We start from the raw sequence: 23,754 nt of genomic DNA, 5'->3' as shown, positions 1-23,754 counted from the left end.
TCCCATGAAAATCCGCCTCGAAAATGTGGTGAAGACCTTTGATACGTTCCGTGCCGTGCGCGATGTTTCGCTTGATATCGAAAGCGGCGAGCTTCTGGCGCTGCTCGGTCCGTCGGGCTCCGGCAAGACCACGATTTTGCGCATGGTCGCCGGCCTCGAATATAGCGATGGCGGCCAGATTTTCTTCGGGGAGGAGGATGCCACCAATATTCCGGTGCGTGACCGCGGTGTCGGATTTGTGTTCCAGCATTATGCGCTGTTTCCGCATATGACGCTGAACGAAAACATCGCCTTCGGCATGAAGGTCTCTAAGGTGAACCGGGACAGGGCGGCTATCGCCGCGCGCGTCGAAGAATTGCTGCGACTGGTGAAGCTCGATGGCCTGGGCGACCGTTTTCCCGCGCAGATTTCCGGCGGCCAACGGCAGCGCGTGGCGCTGGCGCGGGCGCTTTCGGTCGATCCCAAGGTGCTATTGCTGGATGAGCCTTTCGGAGCGCTGGACGCCAATGTGCGTCGCGACCTGCGCCGCTGGCTGCGCGAGATCCACGATTCGCTCGGCATCACGACGATTTTCGTGACGCATGACCAGGAAGAGGCGCTCGATCTGGCCGACCGGGTCGTCATTCTCAATCAGGGCGAAATCGTGCAGCTGGGCACGCCGAAGGAGGTCTGCCGCCAGCCGAACAGTGCCTTCGTCATGCGCTTTCTGGGCGACGCCAACCGGGTTGCCGGTGTGGCGCGCGGCGGAAAGGTGTATGTGGGTGAGAATGAACTGCCCTTCTCCTATGCTCAGGGCGATGGCGCGGTTGATATTTACGCGCGTCCCAGCGATCTGGAGTGGGAAGACCTGCATGACGGCATACCGGCGTCCGTGGAGCGCGTCCTTGACCGCGCCGGTGAGCGCCGGGTGATCGCCAGTACCGACGGCGGCGATATTCTGGAATTCGACGTGCCGCCCGAAAACGACGTCGCCGCCGGAGATCGCGGTTCCGTCATCATTCGCCGGGCGAAGATTTTCCCGGCGCCGTAAGGCGCCAAGGGCCTTTGCCCGCTTAAAACAGAAGTTCGAATGCGCTTTCGGCTATCAGCCTGCCGTTGATCACAAGGTCGACCCGGTGGACACCGGGATAGTGTTTGCGGGTCGTAAAATCACGTATGGCTCGGCTGATTGACAATTTACATGTCTCGCCGGGCGGAAGCTCGACTTCCTTCCACTTGAAGACCTTTGCGGAGGCATCGCCGCTCTTCTTCACATAATGCACGGCGTAATCGATCACCAGCTTTTGCCGGCTCTTCGCCGTCGAAGTGAAAGAGGCGGAAATCCGCACCGGATTGCCGAGAGCGACTTTTGCCGGCAACACCTCGAACGCCGCAAGTGTAATCTGCGCCTCCTCATGCGCCCCGAGATGGGCAAGCGCTGCGGTGTCGCCCTTCTTGATCAGCGTGCGCAAGGCCTGCCGCATGATCCAGCGTGTATGCGGGTTGTCCTTCGGCCATCCATCGATGAGCGCCAGCACAAAAGCGGGATTATCCTTGGTGATGTCGTTCAGGTGGTTGGCGACGGATTTGCGCACATAAAGCGCCTGGTCTGCTTTCATGGTGTCGAGGATCGCGGTAACCGGCGAGGGATCATCGATCAGGGGCTTGAGCTGGAATGACCATGGCAGGCGAGGCCGGCAGCCTTCGCTTGCAAGCCGCCGCACATGCTCATTTTCGTGCCGTGACCAAGTTTCCATCACGGCAAGGGTGGCGGTCAGGTCCTTTTGCAGAAAATGCCGGATGGCGAATTCCGAGGAGCCAAAGCGGGTGAAATATTGCAGCGCGTCCATGGAAAGATCGAAATCATCGAGGCCGTAAAGCGCGACATACTCCGGAAGCGAAATCGAAGCGAAACCGTTGCCGATGCCAGGCGCTGCGGCTGTGAGGATTTCGATGTTGCGGGCATAGTCGCCGGGAAGCGTCGCATGCAGGCTTGTTGCCACCTGCCGCATGCGCTGCATGATGCCCAGCGCTTCAAGGTTTTCGGTGGCGAGCGCCATGAAGGCGGAAACGTCAAAGGGCGGATGGACGGCCCTGGTCTGATCGGCGATATGCTGCAGTTTCTCGTGGTTGAAGATTTCCTTCAGTGCCGGTGCCGCCGTGTCGCTCATAATGTCCCCAAAGTTCACTTTTTGTTCTTTTAAGGCATGAGGAGATCCGAGGCAAGGGAAGACTGAGTCGCTTTCGAATACTGCTGACGGACCGAGCGCGTGCCACAAACGTCTCCTCCCCGTCCGGGGGAGAAGTTCGCGGTAGCGGGATGAGAGGGCAAGGTTAGCGAAAAGTCGCGAGCTTGCCCCCTCATCCGGCACTTCGGGCCACCTTCTCCGCGGCGGGAGAAGAATTTTCTGCGAAAATCAGCTCATCTGGCTGACGAACTTCGTCTCCAGATAGGCCTGGACCGCTTCGGAGCCACCTTCCGTGCCATAACCGGAGTCCTTGATGCCGCCAAAGGGGACTTCGGGAAGAGCAAGGCCGTTGTGGTTGATGGTCAGCATGCCGGCCTCGACCTGTTGGCCAAGCGCGTGCGCGGTCTTGACCGAACCGGTGAAGGCATAGGATGCAAGGCCGAAGGGCAGGCGGTTCGCCTCGGTGATGGCGTCATCGAAGCTTGAGAACCGGTTGATAATGGCGACCGGGCCGAAGGGCTCGTCATTCATGATCTTGGCTGATGTCGGCACATTGGCGATAACCGTCGGCTCGAAGAAATTGCCCTTGTTACCGATGCGGCGGCCGCCGGTCTTCAATTCACCGCCATGCGAAACGGCGTCGTTGATGAGGCCTTCCAGCGCCGGGATGCGACGCTCATTGGCGAGCGGGCCCATCACGACACCATCTTCCAGGCCATTGCCCACCTTGATCGCCTTGGTTGCTTCCACAAAACCTTCAAGGAACCGATCGGCCACACCGTCCTGCACAAGGAAGCGGGTAGGGGCGACACAGACCTGGCCGGCATTGCGGAACTTGGCAAGCGAGGTGACTTCGATGGCCTTGTCGATATCGGCGTCGTCGAAGATCATGACAGGCGCATGGCCGCCCAGTTCCATCGTTGCGCGCTTCATGTGCCTGCCGGCCAGTGCAGCCAGATGTTTGCCAACGGGCGTGGAGCCTGTGAAGGATATCTTGCGAATGACCGGATGCGGAATGAGATATTCCGAAATCTCTGACGGTACGCCATAGACGAGGCCGACGACGCCCGCCGGAACGCCCGCATCAACAAAAGCGCGGATGAGTTCGGCAGGCGACGCCGGCGTCTCTTCCGGCGCCTTGACGATGATGGAGCAGCCGGTTGCAAGCGCGGCGGAAAGCTTGCGGACGATCTGGTTGATCGGGAAGTTCCATGGCGTAAACGCTGCAACAGGTCCGACCGGCAGCTTGATGGCAAGCTGTGAGACACCGGTTGCCCGCGCCGGGATGACCTGCCCATAGGTGCGGCGCGCCTCTTCTGCGAACCAGTCGATGGTGTCGGCTGCACCCATGATTTCAGTGGCGGACTGCGCCAGCGGCTTGCCCTGTTCGCGGGTCATGATGTAGGCGATCTTGTCCTTGCGCTCGCGCAATATGTCGGCCGCCCTGCGCATGATCTTGGAGCGCTCAAAAGGCGAGGTGTCGCGCCACACCTTGAAACCCCGCTCGGCGGCGGCGAGCGCCAGATCGAGGTCTTCCTTCTCGGCATGCGCAATCGCGCCGATGATTTCGTCCGTCGCCGGATCGGAGACGGCGATTGTCTTGCCGGAAACGGCATCGCGCCATTCGCCACCAATGAGAAGTTTGATGTCGGGATAGGTGTGCATAGGGGCTACCTTCATGATGCGGCCGATACGGCGGATGCCGCCCGGCCCGGAGAGGTGAACAGAATTTTCCTGGCCGGACGAAATCCGGCGTCGCAGCTTTCGCAGCGTGGAACAGGTGTCTGGGCTTTTCCGGCGGAGGTCGTGGACTGCCGGAAACGGAAACGACAGTGCTTATATTAAGTTCCGGGCGGTATGTTTCAACCGCTTGCCCGAGGTAATGCCATGATTTTTATGTGACGCGGAACCATCATTCGCCGTTTGTGCCGTCATGGATGTCGATGCCGATTTCCGGCGGCAACGGCGGGCGCGAATCACGTTGCTTCGTAAGGAAACGGTGGAAATTCGGCCACAATTCGGCCGTGGTCACGCTGGACGGATCGGGGGCGGGCGGTGCGCGGCGTTACCGGTTGCGTCATAACAGGGCGCGCAACGTCAAAAAGTACAATAAGACGGAAAAATTATCCAAAGGGTTTACTCAATACCTAGAGAAAATACGGATAAAATCTCAGTGAGGATATAACATCGGTTCCTGATATATATGCTGTTGGCGGTTCCCTTGACCTTCCAGGGTTGGCGAAAACCCTCGACCTGAACGTTATCGATGGAGAAAAATTATGAATTTCGCCCGGGTACTTCTCAGTGCGTTCATGTCGCTCGTGTGGCTTTCCTGTGCCGAGGCGGGAAACATAGCCAAGCCGCAGGGCAAGCCGATATTAACCATATCCGGCAACATCACCAACACTAATACCGATGGAGCTGCGGAATTTGACCGCGACATGCTGGAAGCGCTCGGCATGGACACCGTGGAGACGACGACACCGTGGCACGACGGCCGTGTCCGTTTTGACGGTGTGTCGCTTGCCAAGCTGATGGATGTCGTCGGCGCAAAGGGCACCAGTGTCACGGCGGTGGCTCTCAACGATTATGTGAGCACGATACCGGTTGAAGACTTTAAGAAATTCAATGTTATCCTCGCCATTAAACTGGATGGCAATTATATGACAGTACGCGAAAAGGGCCCGTTGTTTGTCATCTATCCCTATGACAGCGACCCGGAACTGCAGAAGCAGACTTATTATTCGCGGTCCGCATGGCAAGTTGCCAAACTGATAGTGGAATAAAGGTGCCGTTTGCGAAAACTTGTGGCGGTGATCATCTGTTGCTTCGTCCTGGCAACGGGCTATATCGCTTTCGTCATTGCCGAGCGGCAGACCGCTCTGCAGAAGTTCGCCCGCTATAATGACTCATGGGCCGTCAGCCAGACCGTAGCCGAATATCTGCGCCTCCAGAATAAACTCGCCGTGTTCGCGCTTAATCCCGGCAGGGTTGACCGGGATGAATTGCAGCTGCGTCTGGATATCATGCTCAGTCGCCTGGAGCTGTTGAAGCAGGGCAACCTCGGCGCTTTCATCAATGAAAAGCAGCAATGGCGGGATCTGGTAACCCGCCTTGACGCCGTTCTGGCGCGTCTCGAACAGCAGATAAACAGCTTGAATTCGAGCGATGTGCCCGATCTTCTTGCCGCCATGAGCGCGCTGGATGCGCCGATGACGACGCTCGCGTCGTCTTCCGTCGCGTATGATGTGAATCTGATCGATACCGCCCATGAGGATGTCCGCAAGCTCCACATCGTCTATACGGCGCTGGCTGGCGGTCTCATCCTCTGCGGCATCGCGCTTGTCATATTGCTGCTTCGCCAGAACGATCTCCTGAACCGCGCGCAGAAAAGCATGCGCGGGCTGACGGACGATCTGCGCGCCGCGACGCTGGAGTTGCAGGCAAAGAATGTCCGTCTGGAGCATGATGCCTATCACGATGCGCTGACGGGCCTGCCGAACCGGGCGCTGTTCCGGCAGGAACTGATCGAGCGGCTGCGCCGATCCTTCGGTGGCACCGGTACGACAGCCATATTGTTGCTCGATCTCGACGGGTTCAAGGATGTCAACGACACGCTCGGCCACGATGCAGGCGATGCGCTGCTTCAGGCCGTGGCGCAGCGCCTCTCGGCCATCGGCGGCGATTATGACATGGTTTGCCGCCTTGGAGGCGATGAGTTCGCGGTTGTCTCCGACGATCTGAATGAGGACGCCGCGCGCCGTCTTGCCACCAAGCTCATCGATCAGATCAGCCGCACCTATCAGCTGGGTGAGCAGGAGGTCAAAATCGGCACCTGCATCGGCATCGCCATATCGCACGGTGCAGTGGATGCGGATGAATTGTTCAAGCGGGCGGATCTGGCGCTTTACGAGGCGAAAGCCATCGGTCCAGGCCGTGCGAGCGTTTTCAAGGTTCGGATGCAGAAGCAGCTGACCGAGAAGAAATCCTTCGAAGCCGATCTGCAGACGGCACTGCAGAACGACGAGATGGAAGTTTATTACCAGCCGCAGGTGGCGACGCAGACGCGCAAGCTTTGCGGCTTCGAGGCGTTGCTTCGCTGGAAACATCCGGTGCGCGGCGATGTGCCCCCCAGTGTGTTCATTCCCGTCGCGGAAAGAACCGGTCTCATCCATTCGCTCGGAAAGTGGGTGATGGAAACCGCCTGCCGCGAGGCGATGGGCTGGGACGAGGACATGAAGGTCGCCGTCAATCTGTCACCCGTTCAGTTCCACAGTACCAACCTTATTCAAAACGTCATGGGCGCGCTTGAAAAAAGCGGACTGGAACCAAGCCGGCTCGAACTTGAGATCACCGAATCGATCCTGCTCAACAAGAGCGACCAGACGATCAACACGCTGTCGCGGTTGAAGGCAGTCGGCATCAAGATCGCCATGGATGATTTCGGCACTGGCTATTCATCGCTCGCCAATCTGCGCGGCGTCCCCTTCGACAAGATCAAGATCGACCGATCCTTTCTGCGCGATATCACCAGCGACCGGGATGCGCTGGCGATCGTGGAATTCGTGGTCGGCGTTGGCCGCAGTTTGCGAATGACGACGATTGCGGAAGGTATCGAGACGGAAGAGCAATATGAATGCGTCAGGCGTCTGGGATGCGACCAGGTTCAGGGATATCTGATCAGCAGGCCGCTGCCGGCCAAGGAACTCGTCGCCTGGAGCTCTGCCTGAGACGCGCCTGTCCTGGCGGCCATTGAAATTTTTACCAAGTGATACCGTCGCTCGCGAAAACCCATACCGGTTACCGCAACGATGCTGTAGAGCATTTTCGGTTGATACGGGACCGTTGCGGCGAGACGACCGGATTTTGCGAAAAGGCTTGAGACATGGAAATACTGGACGTGCATGGAGTTGCCCTGCCTCTTTCTTCCGATGAGGTGTCGCCCGTCATCTGGCAGGCGCTGACCGACGGCAGCTACGAGGCGAAGGAGGCTCGCAGCGTCCTGAAAGCCATCAAGCCCGGTGATCGGGTGCTGGAGCTGGGTTCCGGTATCGGGATCATCACGTCGATCATTGCAGGGATCAAGGATGTTTCCGTATGGGCTTTCGAGGCCAACCCCGCGACTGCGGCGCTGGCCGAGCGGGTGATCAAGGCCAATTGCCGGGGTAACGTCGTGTTTTCGCAGGGGCTTCTCACCGCCGACGAGCCAAGCTCCTATTCTTTTTACGTTCGCAGGGATCTCTGGATGTCGTCCATGGACGAAAATCAGGGTCCCTATGAAAAACGCATCGAAATCTCCTCCGCCAACATCGATGAATTCATCGCGAGCCGCGGCATCACAGCGCTCGTCATGGATATCGAGGGTGCGGAACGCGATCTGCTAGGCAGGGCCGACCTGAGCGGCGTGGAGCGGATATTCGTCGAGCTGCACGACCACCTCTACGGTCTCGCCGGCGTCCGCGACATCATGCAGGCACTCACCGCCAAGGGTTATGCCTATGATCCGCGCGGCTCTCGCGGTCCTTGCGTGCTGTTTTCCCGGGATGACAGCCCGAGGGAATACGATCCCGAGGTGGATTGAAAGCCGGGCATCTCAAGCCAAGGGCGACGTTGGGGAGTTTGTTTCAAGCTGCGGGCAGGCGCTAAGCGTTCTGCGCGCAATCATTTACCAACCGCTTGCGCCATCTGGCGCAACCTTTGGCGCTTCATGCCGTTTAGTGCCCGTGCCGCAATTCATCTGGCAGCGGGCAGCTCTATTATTATTGCGAAAAATGCAATTCATTCCGAATTATTATTGTAATTGTTGAAGCCATTTTCCTGCGTCATTATCCCTCCATCAAACCGGCGCACAACAGGATGCACCTGAGATTCCAACGCAACCGAAGGAGAAACGATCATGGGCTTTGTTAAGACGACAGACGGAACCGAAATCTTCTACAAGGACTGGGGCCCGAAGGATGCCCAGCCGATCGTTTTCCACCACGGCTGGCCGCTCTCGTCCGATGACTGGGATGCGCAGATGCTGTTCTTCGTTTCCAAGGGTTTTCGCGTTGTCGCCCATGACCGCCGTGGTCACGGCCGTTCCACCCAGGTTGCCGATGGTCACGACATGGACCACTACGCCGCCGACGCCTTTGCGGTCGTCGAAGCGCTCGATCTGAAGAATGCCGTCCATATCGGCCATTCCACCGGCGGCGGCGAAGTTGCCCGTTACGTCGCAAAGCATGGCGAGCCCGCCGGCCGTGTTGCCAAGGCCGTTCTCGTTTCCGCCGTACCGCCGATCATGGTCAAGACCGAAGCCAATCCGGAAGGCCTTCCGATGGAGGTTTTCGACGGCTTCCGCTCAGCGCTTGCCGCAAACCGTGCGCAGTTCTTCCGCGACGTGCCGGCAGGCCCGTTCTATGGTTTCAACCGCGACGGCGCGACCGTGCATGAAGGCGTGATCCAGAACTGGTGGCGTCAGGGCATGATGGGTGGTGCAAAGGCCCATTACGATGGCATCAAGGCCTTCTCGGAAACCGACCAGACCGAGGACCTGAAGAATATCAGCGTTCCGACGCTTGTTCTGCACGGTGAAGACGACCAGATCGTTCCGATCGCCGACTCCGCTCACAAGTCGGTGAAGCTGCTGAAAAACGGCACGCTGAAGACCTATCCCGGCTTCTCGCATGGCATGCTCACCGTCAATGCCGATGTGCTGAACGCCGATGTCCTGGCCTTCATCAAGGGCTGATACTTTTGCGACATCAGAATGCGGCCGATCATTCGGCCGCATTTTGCGTTTCGCATCAGGCGAGGCGGCCTCGCCAGACATTGCGGTAAGACGTGAGACCGGGAATGTCGTGCGGCGTGAAATGGCGCTCTCGACCGGCAAGCGGTTTGATGCCGGTGAGCAGGGCCGCGCCCGCGCTGGTGCCGGTTGATCCTTCGACCGCCGTTACGTCCGTCTCTGCAAAGCCGGCCAGCGCCTTCAGATAAAGGGCGTTGCTGGCGAAAGGGCCTTCGACAAGGATGGGACCTTTCCGCCCGATGAGCGAAAGGCTGAATTCCGTCATCAACGCCAGGTAAAGCGATGTCGCCGCGTGTCGCTCTGCAGCGGTGGCGTTTTTATCGCTGAGCCACTGCGCCGTCTTGTCCGGAAACGGGCCGGAGCCGCTGACAACACTCGGCAGCAGCATCATGCCCCTGGCCACAACGCCGCCGAGAGCTGCGTCTATTGCTTCGTCTTTCGCTTCTCCGAATTGCTGTGCCAGCATTTCATATTCCCTGCCGCCCATGAAGCGAGAGGAGGGAACGGGACGGCCGAAAGCATCGACATTCAGGAGTGTGTCGCGGATGGGATCGAGCGCACCCGCCGCGCCGCCAATGGCGAAATTCACCACCCAGGTGCCGGTGGAGACGACCGAAAAATCACCGTCGCGGCGCAGAAGATGCGGCAGGAGCGAGGCGTTGGAATCGTGGATTCCACAATAGACCGGCATATGCGGCGAAAGGCCGGTTTCGAGTGCCAGTGATTGGTGGATTGTACCCAGGACATCGAAAGCGGAGCGGACCGGCGCCATTAACGTCTCGATACCGAGACGCTCGACGAGCGAGGAGAAGCTCTTCCGGCGCGGGTTCCAGAGATCGGTATGACAGCCGAGCGAGGTCGTTTCCGTGGCCCGAATGCCGGTCAGACGTCCCGCCCAATATTGTGGATATGTAACGATGCTGCGCACCCTGGCGAAATCGTTCGGAAAGGCCGTCTTCTGGAAATGGATTTGCGCGCCAAGGTTCAGCCCGGCGGGAAGCTGTGGTGAACCGGTCTCGGCAAAATCGGGCCGGATGTTGCGATAGGCTTCCTCAATGGCTGCGGAATAGCTGTGTTCATAATCGAGCATGGGCATGACGAGGTCGCCGTTCCCATCGAGAAGTGCTGCCGAAGCGCCATGGGTCGTGATGGAAATCGCATCGAAGCCGGGCTTCTGGCCGAAACGCTGAAGCGTGGAGAGAATGAAGCGCCAGAGCATCTCCACATCGTAATGCGGATAAATTCCATCGCGGAGGACGGGGTTCGCCTGTTTTTTGCTGGCAATCTCCTCGCCGCTGCCGGTGTCGATGACGACGACCTTGGCGTTGGTCTTGCCGATATCGATGACCGCGACGCGGTCCGGTCTGGTGCTCTTGCTCATGGCAGACGGAACACCGTCACCAGATCTTTTGCGACCGGCGAATTATCGGGATTGCTCTCCATGATATCGGCCATGTGGGCCCACCACTTTTTCATCACGGGATGCTCTGGCAGAGCCGCCATGCGATGGGTCTTCGGGCGCGTCAGCACGCCGAAAAGGATGTTGGTTTCCGGGTCGAGATGAATGGAATAGTCACTCACCCCTGCCTCGTGCAGCAGTGTCACCAGTTCCGGCCATATCTCGTCATGGCGCTTTTTATATTCGGCCTCTTTTCCCGGAAAGAGTTTCATCTTGAAGGCGTATTTTTCGAGTTCCGTCATGGCTCAGCTTCTCATGGACCGAAGGCGGCGGACAACGATGGGGATGGCGATGGTGATGATCAGCAGCAGGCCGACGAAGATCGACATGACGATGCCGGGCACATTTAAAAGACCAAGCCCGAAGGTGACGAGGCCCATGACGAAGGCTGCGATGACGACGCCTGCGATGGTGCCGGAGCCACCGAGGATCGACACGCCGCCCAGCACAACCATCGTGACGACCTCCAGCTCCCAGCCCTGAGCAATCGACGGCCGCGTCGAACCGAGCCGCGAGGTGAGGCAGACGGCGGCAATGCCGCTCATCAGGCCCGTGAGCAGGAAGAGGATGAACTTCACCCGCTCGACGGGGATGCCGGAGAAACGGGCGGCGAACGGGTTGTTGCCGATCACATAGACCTGCCGGCCAAAATTGGTGGCATGCAGCAGAACGGCGAAGAGAATGGCCATGGCGATAAACAGGACGAATTCGAACGAAATCACCCAGAAGACGTAACCCTGACCGAAATAGGCGAAATCGGCGGGGTATTTGCCATAGGCCTGATCACCCAGCACCATGTAGGAAATGCCGCGAAACAGGCTCATGGTACCGATGGTGACGACGATGGACGGCAGTTTCAGCCCGGCGACCAGGAAACCGTTGAAGGCGCCGCACAAAAGCCCGGTGCCGATGCCGATCGCAACAAGGCCCGGCGTGCCGGCGCCCATCTGCGCCGCAGCGCCCATGGCGGTGGACGCGAGCGCGATGATGGCGGCGACCGAGAGATCGATCTCACCGGCGATGATCAGCAGCGCCATGGCAAATGCGATGATGGCCTTTTCCGTGAAATTGAAGGTCGCATCAGACAGGTTCCAGGCATTGAGGAAATAGGGCGAGGCCAGCGAATTTGCGATGAAGATCAGGATCGCGACGCCGAGCAGCAGCACTTCCCAGCTGCCCATGATGCGACGTAGAGGTGTTCCCAGCTTGTCTGGAATGATGCGCGGGCTTTGTGTTGAATGGGATGGCGTGCTCATGCTGCGGCCTCCGTGGGCTGATCACCTGCGGCCCGGTCGCGCAGGATGATGCGGCCTTTTCTAGCCTCAGCGCGGGCGTTGAAGACGACGGCGAGCACGATGACGACGCCTGATATCGCCATCTGCGCGAAGGGCGAGATGCCAATGACGGGGAGCGCGTTCTTGATGACGCCGAGGAACAGCGCGCCGAGCACGGCACCCGCCACCGAACCGATGCCGCCCGCAATCGAGATGCCGCCGATCACATTTGCCGCCACGCTGTCCAGTTCGAAGCCGGCGGCGATGTCGACATAGGCAACCGCGTAACGCGACACCCAGAGATAGCTGGCGAGACCGGCGAGCGCGCCCGAGAGCACGAAGGCGAAGAAGCGCGTGCGGCCGACATCGATGCCCGTATAAACGGCTGCACTCGGATTGCCGCCCGAGGCATAAGCGGAGCGGCCGAAGGAAGTCCGGCCGAGCACCAGCCAGGCGCCGGCGATGATGAGGATCGCCACCCAGGAAAGGACCGGCATGCCGAGAATCATGGTGCGCGGCACGTTGAGGAAAGTGGGGGATAGCTGGTGCGCATTCACCCAGCCGCCGCCCGAAAGCACGAAGGCCATGCCGCGATAGATGGTGAGTGTACCAAGCGTGACGACGATGGGCGGAATGCCGAGCCACCAGACCAGAACGCCGTTGAGCGAGCCGAGAAACGCGCCGATGCCGACAGCCATGACGATAAGAAGCGGCAGCGGAATGCCCGGAAAGGCAGCGTTGGTCATCGCCACCGCCATACCGGTAAAGGCAAGATTGGCTGCGACCGAGAGGTCGATGGATTTTGTAAGGATGACCGCCATCTGGCCCAGCGCCAGAATGATGAGAATGGAGGTATCGTTGAAGATGTTGACGAGATTGCCGGGCCGGCCGAAGCCGGGGGCGCGCATCGCAAAACCGGCGATCATGACGATGATGATACCCGCCAGCAGCCATTCGCGGTTTTTGAGTAGACGTTGCATGTTAGCCCCTCTCAGGCATTGCCGGTGGCGGCGCGCACCAGCTTTTCCGGGGAAAAATCGGCGCGTTCGAACTGGCCCGCCATCAGGCCTTCGCGCATGACGATGGCGCGGTCGGACATGCCGAGGATTTCGGGAAGTTCGGACGAGATCATGATGATCGACAGGCCTTCGGCCGCGAGCTCGCTGATGAAGCCGTGCACCGCTGCCTTGGAGCCGATATCGATGCCCTTTGTCGGCTCATCGAGGATGATGACCTTTGGCTGGGTGGCGAGCCATTTGCCGATCACCACCTTCTGCTGGTTGCCGCCTGAAAGTGTACCGACCGGCACCGAAAGGGCGGCGGCGCGCAGATCGAGCCGCGAGGCATATTTGCGCGCAAGCGCGAATTCGTTGGCGGCGGCCAGAAAGCCCTTGCGCGAGGTGCGTGTGAGTGAAGGCAGCGACATGTTCTGGTAGATCGGCATGTCTAGCGCCAGACCGTGGCGGCCGCGCTCCTCCGGCACGTAGACGATACCGGCGCGGATGGCATCTTCCGGCGAGCGGATTGTGATGGGTTGGCCGTTCAACATCACTTCACCCGATGCCGGGCGGGTGATGCCGAACAGCGACTGGCAAAGCTCCGAACGCCCGGCGCCGATCAGCCCGTAAAGGCCAAGAATTTCGCCCTTGCGTAACTCGAGAGAGATATCGCGAAACTCGGTCTGATGAGAGTAATCGCGGACTGAAAGAACCGTGGGACCCAGCGTAACAGCCTGCTTTGGAAAGGCATTCGTTACATCACGGCCAACCATCAGCCGAACGATTTCATCCTGCGGGGTGGTCGTGAGCGTGCCGGCGCCCACCATCCTGCCGTCCCGGAAGACGGCATAGTTTTCCGCAATCTCATAGACCTCATCGAATTTGTGGCTGATGAAGAGAATAGCCTTGCCCTGCCGCTTCAGGTTTTCGACGATGCGGAAGAGATCATCGATTTCCTTGCGCGAAAGGGCGGCGGTCGGTTCGTCCATGATGACGATGCGCGCCTCGACCGACAGGGCGCGGGCAATGGCGACGAGGTGGCGCTGTGCGATCGACAGGTCTTTCAGCCGGATCGTCGGATCGATGGCGCTTTCGAGCTGTTCAAGCAGAATTCTGGCACGCGTATTGATGGTCTTCCAGTCGATCAGGCCGAAACGGCCCTTCGGGGCATGACCGAGAAAGATGTTTTCACCGACGGAAAGCTCATCGAACAGCACGGTTTCCTGATGAATGGCAGTGACGCCTGCATCGATGGCATCCTGTGCGCTGTGGAAGTGGACAGTCTTGCCATCCAGCAGGATTTCGCCTTCGTTCGGGCGATAGATGCCGGTGAGGATCTTGACGAGCGTGGATTTGCCCGCGCCGTTCTCGCCGATCAGCGCGGTAACCTTGCCAGGGTATAGCGCGATATCGACGCTATCAAGCGCTTTCACGCCAGGGAATATCTGGCTGATGCCGCGCATTTCCAGAATGGGCGTGGGGCTGGGGGCTTCTGCAGCGTTTAGGATTTGGGTTTCAGCGCGCATCGTCAGGTCTTACCGGTCGGTTTTGAGTGAAGTGATTGGGGCCCCCCCCCCTCTGCCCTGCCGGGCATCTCCCCCTCAAGGGGGGAGATCGGCAAGCGGATAGCACCCCGCGTTATGAATCGAGCGGGTGCGGCATATCGATCTCCCCCCTTGAGGGGGAGATGCCCGACAGGGCAGAGGGGGGTAACCCTCCGCCCGCGGTCAGCAACTTCTCAGATTAAAAAATCTTCGAAAACTGATCGATATTCTTCGCGTCATAAACGAACGGATCAGCCATCGCCGCTTCGCTGTTTTCGCCAACCTTGATCTTGCCCATACGGCCGGCTTCAATTTCCGAACCCGGCTTGCCGTCGGTTTCGCCCTTCACGAGGCGATAGGCGATCTGGGTGGCGGAATAGCCGAGGTCGATGGGGTTCCAGATGGCGAATTCCTTGGTTGCACCCGACTTGATGGCGCCGGCCATTTCGGAAGGCAGGCCAAGACCGGTGACATAGACCTGACCGATCTTGCCGGCATCCTTCACGGCCTGCGAAGCGGCGAGAACGCCGACCGTCGTTGGCGCGACGATGACCTTCACATTCGGCTGCGAGGAGAGAAGGCCCTGAGCTTCGCGGTAGCTCTTGTCGGCGAGGTCGTCGCCATAGACCGTCGTGACGAGGTTGAGGCCGGGGAAGTCCTTCAGCTGCTTCTTCATCTCATCGATCCAGATGTTCTGGTTCGTGGACGTGGTGGTAGCCGAAAGAATGGCGAAATCGCCCTTGCCGCCTTCCAGATGCGATGCTGCGAGCTGCAGGCACATTTTGCCGATCAGCGCGTTGGACGAGGGGTTGAGCTGAAGAATGCGTCCTTCGGGCGCAACGCCGGAATCCCAGGAAATCACCTTGATGCCGCGCTGCGCCGCCTTCTTCAGCGCCGGAACCACGGCGTCGGGATCGTTGGCGGAAATGGCGATGGCGTCGACGCCCTGCGCGATCAGCGAATTGATGACTTCGATCTGGCCTTCCGCCGTTGTGCTGGTCGGGCCGGTATAGATGATCTCGACTCCGCCGAGGTCCTTTGCGGCCTCCTGTGCGCCCTTGTTGGCGGCTTCGAAAAAGCCGTTGCCAAGCGATTTCACCACCAGCGCGATCTTCACGTCGGCGGCCTGTGCAACGCCGCCGAGTCCGGCGACGGAGAGTGCCGCGCCGAGCGCGAGTACGCTCGTCAATGTTCTGCGTGTAAGTTTCATGTCCCTTTTCCTCCCGTTTTTGAACCTTGCAACTTCCCTGCCGGCGCTCCTCAAGCGACCGACGAAGAATTCTCCTCATCCGGCGGACCGGCCGTTTTCGCGTCCGCCACGGCGCCGGCGATCAGCAGCTCTACCCCGGCATCTTCCACCATCCTTGCCGCCTCGTCAGAAATCCCGTCATCGGTGATGATGGTCGAGACGTTCTCGAGCGGGCAGAGAATGAGGCTGGACCGTTTCCTGAATTTCGAGGAATCGACCATCACGATCAGCTCTTCCGCCTGCCGCATCAGCTTCTGCTCGCTCTGTATGACCAGCGCGTCGGATTCCATGATGCCGAGCGCACCCACGCCCTGCGCCCCGAGAAAAATCCGCCGTGCATAGAAGTTGCGGATTGCGTCATTCTCGAAGGGTGACAGGATCAGGCTCTGGTCACGATAGATCGCGCCACCCGGCACGCTGACATTGCATTTGGAATGCTTCACCAGATGCTCGGCGATGGCGAAAGAATTGGTCATCACCTGCAGGCGGCGCGCCGCCATGTAATGCACCATCTGGAATGTCGTGGTGCCGCCATTCAGGATGATCGCATCGCCATCATTGCAGAGATCGACCGCCTTGCGCGCAATTGCGCGTTTCTTGTCGATGTTGACTGATTCGGACACGCGGAATGGCCGCGCGGCCAGATTGCCGAGCTGCGGCGGATGCACCGCTTCCGCACCGCCGCGCACGCGCCGCAACTTGCCCTGCACGTGCAGGGACGCAATATCCCGCCGAATGGTCGCTTCCGACGCATCCGTCAATTCCGCAATATCCTGCACCGTCACCACAGGTTTTTCCTGTATGGCGCTCAAGATGATGCGATGGCGTTCGCGTTCGTGCATTTGGTCCTCCTGATCGTGATTATTCGCAATCTCTTTACGTTGTCAATCAACAACGATCAAATTAATCAATATCGCGCTGCAACATGAAAATTTATGATCGTTTTTGATTGACATTGGGCTTTTGGATGCGCGATACCTGCCGTTAAAGGAGGCGGACCGGTGTCGGTTCGCGAATGAAGACCATGTGGGAGGAAGACATGACGGGAACATCCCGCCTTCTCGAAAGCCGTTGGGACGACGCTTATGCCAGGACGCTCGATGAGCCGGGAAAGCTTCTTTACCGCTCCAACCTGCTCGGTGCCGACAAGCGCATCACCAATTACGGAGGCGGGAACACATCAGCAAAGGTGCTTGAAGCCGATCCCCTGACGGGCGAGAAGGTCCGCGTCATGTGGGTGAAAGGCTCCGGCGGCGATGTCGGCACCATCAAGCTCGATGGTTTTGCAACGCTTTATCTCGACAAGCTGGAAGCGCTGAAAGGCATTTACAAGGGTGTTCAGGATGAGGACCGCATGGTCGGCTTCCTGCCGCACTGCACCTTCAACCTCAATCCGCGCGCGGCCTCCATAGATACGCCGCTGCACGGTTTCGTGCCTTATGATCATGTCGACCATATGCATCCCGATGCAATCATCGCTATCGCCGCCTCGAAAAACTCGAAGGAATTGACGCAGCAGATTTTCGGCGACGACATCGGTTGGCTGCCCTGGCGTCGCCCCGGTTTCCAGCTGGGCCTCGATCTGGAAGCTTTCGTCAAGGCCAATCCGAAAGCCAAGGGCGTCGTGCTGGAAAGCCACGGCCTCTTCACATGGGATAACGACGCCAAGGCGTGTTACGAACTGACGCTCGCCATCATCAACAAGGCCATCGAATGGTTTGCGGAAGAGACCGAAGGCAAGGCGATCTTCGGCGGGGCAGTGGCCAAAAGCCTGCCGGTTGCCGAACGTCGGGCCATCGCCGCCCGGTTGATGCCGGAAATCCGTGGCCGCATCGGCCGTGAAGAACGCAAGCTCGGCCACTTTGACGATCAGGATGCCGTTCTGGAATTCGTCAATTCGAAGGATTTGAAACCGCTCGGTGCGCTGGGCACATCCTGCCCGGACCATTTCCTGCGCACGAAAATTCGTCCGCTGATCCTTGATCTCGATACCGCAAATCCAGATGTGGATGCGCTGACGGCCAGCCTAGACAAGGCGCTGGAGGACTATCGCGCGGATTACACGCGCTATTATGAAGCTTGCCGCCACGATAATTCGCCAAAAATGCGTGATCCGAACCCGGTGATATTCCTCATCCCCGGCGTCGGCATGCTGTCTTTCGCTAAAGACAAGGCCACGGCCCGCATCGCCGGCGAATTTTATGTCAACGCTATTAATGTCATGCGTGGCGCGTCCACCGTGTCGGAATATCAGGGTCTTCCCGAGCAGGAAGCCTTCGATATCGAATATTGGCTGCTGGAAGAAGCGAAGCTGCAGCGCATGCCGAAGCCGAAGAGCCTTGCGGGCCGCGTGGCCTTCGTTACGGGCGGCGCCGGCGGTATCGGCCGGGCGACGGCGGAGCGGCTGGCGGGCGAGGGTGCCTGTGTGGTGCTGGCCGATATCGATGAAGCGGCACTGGAGGCTGCGAAGGGCGATTTCGTCAAGCGGTATAGCGCGGATGCGGTGCGTACCGTCAAGCTTGACGTGACGCAGGAGAATGCAGTGATTTCCGCCTTCGCGGAAGCGAGTGTGGAATTCGGAGGCGTGGATATCCTCGTTTCCAATGCCGGCATCGCTTCTTCCGCTCCCGTGGAAGATACGACGCTTGCCATGTGGAACAAGAATATCGACATTCTCGCGACAGGCTATTTCCTCGTTTCGCGAGAAGCATTCCGGCTGCTGCGGCGCCAGAATCTCGGCGGCAACGTCGTTTTTGTCGCTTCCAAGAACGGCCTCGCCTCTTCGCCCAATGCCTCGGCCTATTGCACCGCGAAGGCGGCAGAAATTCATCTCGCCCGTTGCCTTGCGCTTGAGGGGGCGGAGGCCGGCATTCGCGTCAACACCGTCAATCCCGATGCCGTGCTGCGCGGTTCGAAGATCTGGAGCGGCGAATGGCGCGAGCAGCGCGCGGCCTCTTCCAAGATCGAAGTGACCGACCTGGAGGAACATTACCGCAAGCGCTCCATGCTAAAACTCAATGTCTTTCCGGAAGATATCGCCGAGGCGATCTACTTCCTGGCGTCCGACGCCTCCGCAAAGTCCACCGGCAACATCATCAATGTCGATGCGGGTAATGCGCAGAGTTTTACGCGGTAGAAATTTCTCCACGTCTTACCTCCGTCACTCCGGCCTTGAGCCGGAATAACGGAGCTGGGGCGATGAACTAGCATGCACTGGACCGATTCCGGGGAGGAAGAGATGACCGAGACGACAATCGCCGCCGATGTGATCGCGGCTGAAAACGAAAAGCGCGCTGCTGCTTTGAAGGACGATTATCAGGCGCTTGGCAACCAGCTCGCGCGCCGCAATATCGATATCGAGGCCGTCACAACCAGGGTCGCCGAATTTTTCGTTGCCGTGCCCTCCTGGGGCGTCGGCACCGGCGGAACCCGTTTTGCCCGTTTTCCCGGCGCGGGCGAACCGCGCGGCATTTTCGACAAGCTCGATGACTGCGCCGTCATCAACCAGCTGACGCGGGCGACGCCCAATGTTTCACTTCATATTCCGTGGGACAAGGAAGACCCGAAACGCCTGAAAGCCCATGCGGATGCGCTGGGTCTCGGCTTCGACGCCATGAACTCCAACACGTTTTCGGATGCTCCGGGCCAGAGCCATTCCTACAAATACGGCTCGCTCAGCCACACCGACGCCGCCACACGCCGGCAGGCGGTGGAACACAATCTCGAATGTATCGAAATCGGTAGGGCCATCGGCTCCAAGGCGCTGACGGTGTGGGTGGGTGATGGCTCCAACTTCCCCGGACAGAGCAATTTCACCAGAAGTTTCGAGCGTTATCTCGCCGCAATGGCCGACATCTACAAGGCGCTGCCCGATGACTGGCGCATCTTTTCCGAACACAAGATGTATGAGCCGGCCTTTTATTCCACCGTCGTGCAGGATTGGGGCACCAATTATCTCATCGCCAATGCGCTCGGCGACAAGGCCTTCTGCCTCGTTGATCTTGGTCACCATGCGCCCAACACCAATATCGAAATGATCGTCGCCCGGCTGATACAGTTCGGCAAGCTCGGTGGTTTCCACTTCAACGACAGCAAATATGGCGATGACGATCTGGATGCCGGCTCGATCGACCCTTACCGCCTGTTCCTCGTTTTCAACGAACTTGTCGACGCCGAACACCGCGGGGTGAAGGGTTTCCATCCCGCCCACATGATCGATCAGTCGCATAATGTGACGGACCCGATCGAAAGCCTGATCTCCAGCGCCAACGAAATCCGTCGCGCCTATGCGCAGGCGCTGCTGGTGGATCGTGTGGCTCTTGACGGCTACCAGCAGGACAATGATGCATTGATGGCTTCAGATGTGCTGAAGCGGGCCTACCGCACCGATGTCGAACCGATTCTCGCTCAGGCGCGGCAACTGGCAGGCGGCGCGATTGATCCGATTGCGGCCTATCGGGCAAGCGGCTATCGCGAGCAGGTTGCGGCGAAGCGCCCGGCTTCGGTTGGCGGCAGCGGCGGGATTGTGTAAATTCGGTGTCGTTGGAACAGGGGGGAGCCGAGGCTGACTACACACCTTGCCTCTATCTCGACGTCATCCCCGGCATTGTGCCGAGGATCTGCCTGCTTTGCATAAAATCGATCGGTAATAGATGCTCGGGAGAGGCCCGAGCATGACGACGGTGAAGGTGTTGGTCACGAAGCGCCCCCGCCCGCTGCGCCTTCACGACGTCCCAGAAGGCGATTGTCGGCGCACCTGAAACGTATGTTCGGGCCCGGGAAACGCCCCTGCGCGAACCTCATCGGCATAGGCCGCCGCCGCTTCGGAGATCGTCGGGCCCAGATCGGCGAAACGCTTGACGAATTTCGGTTTGAAGTCGGTGAAGAGGCCGAGCATGTCGTCGGAAACCAGCACCTGCCCGTCACAGGCTGGCGATGCGCCGATACCGACGGTGGGCGCGGCAAGTTTTTCCGTCAACTCGCGGGCCAGCGGCTCGACTGTGCCTTCTACGACGATGGCGAAGGCGCCCGCCTGATCCACCGCAATCGCGTCACGCCAGATCTTTTGCGTTTCCGCATCAGAATGCCCCAGCGAGCGGAAGCCGCCGGCCGTGTGAACAAGCTGCGGCATCAGACCGACATGGCCGAAGACGGGAATGCCGCGGGCTACCAGGAAGGCGATGGTTTCTGCCATTTCCTCGCCTCCCTCCAGCTTCACGCCGTCGCAGCCGGTTTCCTGCATCAGCCGCGCCGCGTTGCGGAAGGCCTGTTCCTTGGATTCCTGATAGGTTCCGAAGGGCAGATCAACAATGACGCAGGCATGTTCGACGCCGCGCATGACGGCGCGGCCATGGGCGATCATCATGTCCAGCGTCACGCCGACTGTGGTATCCATGCCGTAGAGCACCATGCCGAGGGAATCGCCGACCAGCAGCAGGTCGCAATGCGGGTCAAGCAGGCGGGCGATCGGTGTGGTATAGGCGGTCAGGCAAACGATGCGCGCCTCGCCCTTCATCTGCCGGATGAAGGCCGTCGTCAGCCGTTTTTGTTTTCCATGGGCGCTCATTGGGCTGCCTCCCTTTTCTCTGTTCTCTCGCGGCCAATGACGCGGTTGTCGAGAAGCCTTGTGCTGCCGAGGCGCACGAACAGCGCCACCAATATTGGCCCTGCCTGCACGGAAGCAACGGGTGCCAGCGTATCGGGATCGCGTACCGCAACGACGTCGGGACATGCCAAAGGCTCGGCGGCGATAAATGTTTCGAGAGCCGATTCGAACTCGGCGGGGTCATCCAATCCCAGGTCATAAAGCCGTTCCGCCTCGTTCAGCGCCCGCGGAACGATCACGGCGGCGGCGCGTTCCTCGTCACTCAGATAGACGTTGCGTGAGGAGCAGGCGAGCCCATCCGGCTCCCGCACGGTTGTGACGGGAACGACCCTGACTGGCTGGGCGAGGTCCTCGACCATGCGACGGATCAACGTTACCTGCTGATAGTCCTTCTCACCGAAATAAGCCGAATCTGGCTGAACAAGATTAAAAAGCTTCGTCACCACGGTTGCGACACCGGCGAAATGCCCCGGCCGAACCGCGCCTTCCAGCTGGCTGCCGAGTTCCGGCACGTCAACGACGGTTGCCATTGGACGCGGATACATCTCCGAGACTTCGGGCGCGAAAAGAATGTCGACGCCAGCTTCCTCCAGAAGCGCGCTGTCGCGGGCGAGGTCGCGCGGATAGCGGGCCAGATCCTCATTGGCGCCGAATTGCAACGGATTGACAAAGATGGAAACCACCGTCACGTCGTTTTCCGCCTTCGCTCTGGAAACCAGCGTGAGATGACCGATATGGAGAAAACCCATCGTCGGTACGAAGCCGACGGTTTTGCCGGCGCGGCGAAAGACGGCGATCGCATCGCGCAATTCGGCGACAGTTTTTACAAGGCGCATAGGGTCTCCTCCGGCTTCCCGATCACCCTCCGGCGAAAGGTGCTGGATAGAACGCGATTTGTGAAACGGGGTCAACGCGGTCAAACCCATTATATCGATTAACGGAGTTGGCGATCGACACACCCTGCCTGTCTGGCCTCAGGGCTTGCCGGTCCAGCGCGGGGGACGTTTTTCCGCAAAGGCCAGACGTCCCTCCCGCGCCTCATCACTGCCGCTGACGACGGCGATGATGCGTTCGGCGAAGACGAGCCGTTCCGCCGACGGCATGTCGCGCATGGCGAGCAGCGCCGCCTTTCCGGCCGCGATGGCACCCGGTGCATTGTGCCGCAGCGTTGCAAGAACCTCTTCGATCAGGCCGTCGAGGCTGGCGAGGGGAACGGCGCGGTTTATGAGCCCGAGACGTGTCGCCTCACTGGCGCTGACCGTGTGGCCGAGATAAGCCATTTCCTGAAGCCCGCCCAATGGGATTTTTGCCAGAAGTTTCGCTGCGACCATGGCGGGGAAAACACCGACCTTCACCTCCGGCAGGCCGAATTCGGCATGATCGGCTGCATAGACGAGATCGCAGGCGGCAACGAGGCCAAGCCCGCCCGCCAGAACCCGGCCATTGATGCGGGCGATGACGGGCCTGTCGCAGCCTTCTATGGCGCGCATGACGTCGGCTATAGGGTTCGTGCCGTCCCGGGACAGGAACATGCCGCCCGCACTTTCCTTCAGATCTGCACCCGAACAGAAACTGCGTTCTCCCGCTGCCGTTATCACAACGGCGCGCAGGCCATGGTCGCCGGAGGCTGCGCGGATCGCATGGGTGAGCGCATCGGTCATCGCGGCATTCAGGGCATTATGCACCTCCGGTCGGTTGAGCGTCAGCCACAGAACATCCTTGCGTTTCTCGCTCAACACCTCATTTGCCATGGGCTTCACCCTTCCGTTTCGCGGCGAGAAGTGCCTTGCCGGCACGCGCTGCATTGGACCTGCCCAGATGCCTGCTTATCCAGTCACCGGTTGTCGCCACGGCCATCAGGTCGACGCCGGTTTCTATACCAAGTCCCGAAAGCAGATAAATGACGTCTTCGGTGGCGACGTTGCCGCTCGCGCCCGGCGCGAAGGGGCAACCGCCCAGCCCGGCGACGGAACTGTCGAACGTCGTTATGCCCTGTTGAAGCGAAGCCAGCACGTTGGCGACGCCCTGTCCGTAGGTATCGTGGAAATGCATGGCGAGTTTTTCAAGCGCGATATGTGCCGAGACCCGCTCGATGATGTTGCGGATCTGGCCCGCCGTGCCGATGCCGATCGTATCACCCAGCGAGATTTCATGGCAGCCGAGCGCAATAAGGGCATCCGCCATCGCCGCCACTTCATCGGGCGCAACTGCTCCGTCATAGGGGCAGCCGGCAATGCAGGAAAGGTAACCGCGCATGCGGATATTTCGCACGGCAGCGGCATCCGCGACATCGCGCAGACGGTCTAGGCTTTCGGCGCGCGAACAGCCGATGTTGTGCTGGCTGAAACCTTCGGAGGCGGACACGAAAACCGCGATTTCCGTGACACCGGCTTCAAAGGCAGCTTCGAAACCTCTCATGTTGGGAACAAGCGCCGGATAGGCCGTTCCCGCTCGCCTTTCGAGGCCTCTAAACACCTCTTTCGACCCCGCCATCTGCGGCACTTTTTTGGGTGAGACGAAAGCGCCCGCTTCCACCGTTTTCAGTCCTGCTGCAGCCAGCCGCTCGATAAGCTCGATTTTTGTCGCGGTCGGAACCTCGGTGGTCTCGTTCTGCAAGCCGTCACGTGCGCCGACCTCAACGATCCTGACGGTTCGGGGCAAGCTCAT

General features: G+C 59.6%; 20 protein-coding genes. 7 read left to right on the top strand and 13 right to left on the bottom strand.

Annotation, left to right across the window (positions count from 1 at the left end; all coding sequences use genetic code 11):
* The first annotated feature begins 4 nt into the window (after positions 1–4).
* Positions 5–1,030 carry a sulfate/molybdate ABC transporter ATP-binding protein gene (locus ACZ47E_RS21605; RefSeq protein ID WP_464017141.1) on the top strand — a complete coding sequence of 342 codons (1,026 nt, stop codon included), beginning with the start codon at positions 5–7 and terminating at the stop codon, positions 1,028–1,030.
* 22 nt (positions 1,031–1,052) lie between these two features.
* On the opposite strand, the gene ACZ47E_RS21600 is transcribed toward ACZ47E_RS21605, so the two are convergent.
* Positions 1,053–2,150, bottom strand: coding sequence for a DNA alkylation repair protein (locus ACZ47E_RS21600; protein ID WP_048902890.1), 1,098 nt, complete (start codon positions 2,148–2,150; stop codon positions 1,053–1,055).
* Between the two features lie 246 nt (positions 2,151–2,396).
* Positions 2,397–3,833 (bottom strand): NAD-dependent succinate-semialdehyde dehydrogenase, encoded by a 1,437-nt coding sequence (locus ACZ47E_RS21595; protein ID WP_022562941.1) that lies wholly within the window; start codon positions 3,831–3,833, stop codon positions 2,397–2,399.
* Between the two features lie 614 nt (positions 3,834–4,447).
* Between ACZ47E_RS21595 and ACZ47E_RS21590 the strand changes: the two genes are divergently transcribed.
* The 4 genes from ACZ47E_RS21590 (at position 4,448) to ACZ47E_RS21575 (ending at position 8,901) form a co-directional block, all read left to right on the top strand.
* Entirely contained in the window at positions 4,448–4,954 is a 507-nt protein-coding gene (locus ACZ47E_RS21590; RefSeq protein ID WP_022562939.1) for a putative pterin-binding protein, read from the top strand.
* A 9-nt stretch (positions 4,955–4,963) separates the two neighbouring features.
* Positions 4,964–6,898: a putative bifunctional diguanylate cyclase/phosphodiesterase gene (locus tag ACZ47E_RS21585; protein WP_003585661.1), complete on the top strand. Its 1,935-nt coding sequence runs from the start codon at positions 4,964–4,966 to the stop codon at positions 6,896–6,898.
* Positions 6,899–7,053: 155 nt separating this feature from the next.
* A complete protein-coding gene (locus ACZ47E_RS21580) occupies positions 7,054–7,749 on the top strand; it encodes an FkbM family methyltransferase (protein ID WP_006698480.1) in 696 nt (231 codons plus the stop codon).
* Between the two features lie 315 nt (positions 7,750–8,064).
* On the top strand, positions 8,065–8,901 hold the full coding sequence (locus ACZ47E_RS21575) for an alpha/beta fold hydrolase (RefSeq protein ID WP_022562938.1): 837 nt from the start codon (positions 8,065–8,067) through the stop codon (positions 8,899–8,901).
* Between the two features lie 55 nt (positions 8,902–8,956).
* Here ACZ47E_RS21575 and ACZ47E_RS21570 read toward each other — a convergent pair whose 3' ends face one another.
* The 7 genes from ACZ47E_RS21570 to ACZ47E_RS21540 all read right to left on the bottom strand — a co-directional run bounded on the left by ACZ47E_RS21570 (position 8,957) and on the right by ACZ47E_RS21540 (position 16,324).
* A complete protein-coding gene (locus ACZ47E_RS21570) occupies positions 8,957–10,339 on the bottom strand; it encodes an FGGY-family carbohydrate kinase (RefSeq protein ID WP_022562937.1) in 1,383 nt (460 codons plus the stop codon).
* A complete protein-coding gene (rhaM, locus tag ACZ47E_RS21565; protein WP_022562936.1) occupies positions 10,336–10,659 on the bottom strand; it encodes an L-rhamnose mutarotase in 324 nt (107 codons plus the stop codon). Before rhaM ends, ACZ47E_RS21570 begins: the two co-directional genes overlap by 4 nt.
* Positions 10,660–10,662: 3 nt before the next feature.
* Complete coding sequence (locus ACZ47E_RS21560; RefSeq protein ID WP_072493167.1) at positions 10,663–11,673, bottom strand: ABC transporter permease; 1,011 nt, start codon at positions 11,671–11,673, stop codon at positions 10,663–10,665.
* A complete protein-coding gene (locus ACZ47E_RS21555) occupies positions 11,670–12,671 on the bottom strand; it encodes an ABC transporter permease (RefSeq protein WP_022562934.1) in 1,002 nt (333 codons plus the stop codon). The genes ACZ47E_RS21560 and ACZ47E_RS21555 overlap by 4 nt, the downstream gene beginning before the upstream one ends.
* Before the next feature lie 11 nt (positions 12,672–12,682).
* Positions 12,683–14,215 carry a sugar ABC transporter ATP-binding protein gene (locus ACZ47E_RS21550; protein ID WP_022562933.1) on the bottom strand — a complete coding sequence of 511 codons (1,533 nt, stop codon included), beginning with the start codon at positions 14,213–14,215 and terminating at the stop codon, positions 12,683–12,685.
* A 217-nt stretch (positions 14,216–14,432) separates the two neighbouring features.
* Positions 14,433–15,443, bottom strand: coding sequence for a rhamnose ABC transporter substrate-binding protein (rhaS, locus tag ACZ47E_RS21545; protein WP_004445550.1), 1,011 nt, complete (start codon positions 15,441–15,443; stop codon positions 14,433–14,435).
* Positions 15,444–15,493: 50 nt separating this feature from the next.
* The gene (locus tag ACZ47E_RS21540; protein WP_004445548.1) at positions 15,494–16,324 is read right to left on the bottom strand and encodes a DeoR/GlpR family DNA-binding transcription regulator; all 831 of its coding nucleotides are present in this window, start codon (positions 16,322–16,324) and stop codon (positions 15,494–15,496) included.
* 197 nt (positions 16,325–16,521) lie between these two features.
* Between ACZ47E_RS21540 and ACZ47E_RS21535 the strand changes: the two genes are divergently transcribed.
* Together ACZ47E_RS21535 and rhaI are read left to right on the top strand one after the other, a co-directional pair.
* Complete coding sequence (locus ACZ47E_RS21535; protein WP_022562932.1) at positions 16,522–18,618, top strand: bifunctional rhamnulose-1-phosphate aldolase/short-chain dehydrogenase; 2,097 nt, start codon at positions 16,522–16,524, stop codon at positions 18,616–18,618.
* Between the two features lie 102 nt (positions 18,619–18,720).
* Entirely contained in the window at positions 18,721–20,013 is a 1,293-nt protein-coding gene (gene rhaI, locus ACZ47E_RS21530; RefSeq protein WP_048902889.1) for an L-rhamnose catabolism isomerase, read from the top strand.
* 192 nt (positions 20,014–20,205) lie between these two features.
* Here rhaI and panB read toward each other — a convergent pair whose 3' ends face one another.
* The 4 genes from panB to ACZ47E_RS21510 all read right to left on the bottom strand — a co-directional run bounded on the left by panB (position 20,206) and on the right by ACZ47E_RS21510 (position 23,754).
* Positions 20,206–21,048 (bottom strand): 3-methyl-2-oxobutanoate hydroxymethyltransferase, encoded by an 843-nt coding sequence (gene panB, locus ACZ47E_RS21525; RefSeq protein ID WP_022562930.1) that lies wholly within the window; start codon positions 21,046–21,048, stop codon positions 20,206–20,208.
* Positions 21,045–21,923 carry a pantoate--beta-alanine ligase gene (panC, locus tag ACZ47E_RS21520; protein ID WP_022562929.1) on the bottom strand — a complete coding sequence of 293 codons (879 nt, stop codon included), beginning with the start codon at positions 21,921–21,923 and terminating at the stop codon, positions 21,045–21,047. The genes panB and panC overlap by 4 nt, the downstream gene beginning before the upstream one ends.
* Before the next feature lie 138 nt (positions 21,924–22,061).
* Positions 22,062–22,838, bottom strand: a complete 777-nt coding sequence (locus ACZ47E_RS21515) for an enoyl-CoA hydratase-related protein (protein ID WP_022562927.1) — start codon at positions 22,836–22,838, stop codon at positions 22,062–22,064.
* Positions 22,828–23,754, bottom strand: coding sequence for a hydroxymethylglutaryl-CoA lyase (locus ACZ47E_RS21510; protein ID WP_022562926.1), 927 nt, complete (start codon positions 23,752–23,754; stop codon positions 22,828–22,830). The genes ACZ47E_RS21515 and ACZ47E_RS21510 overlap by 11 nt, the downstream gene beginning before the upstream one ends.

This window comes from Agrobacterium sp. 5Ca39 (assembly GCF_055382365.1).
The sequence above is the reverse complement of the archived record's forward strand: the minus strand, read 5'-3'. Positions and strand labels throughout refer to the sequence as shown.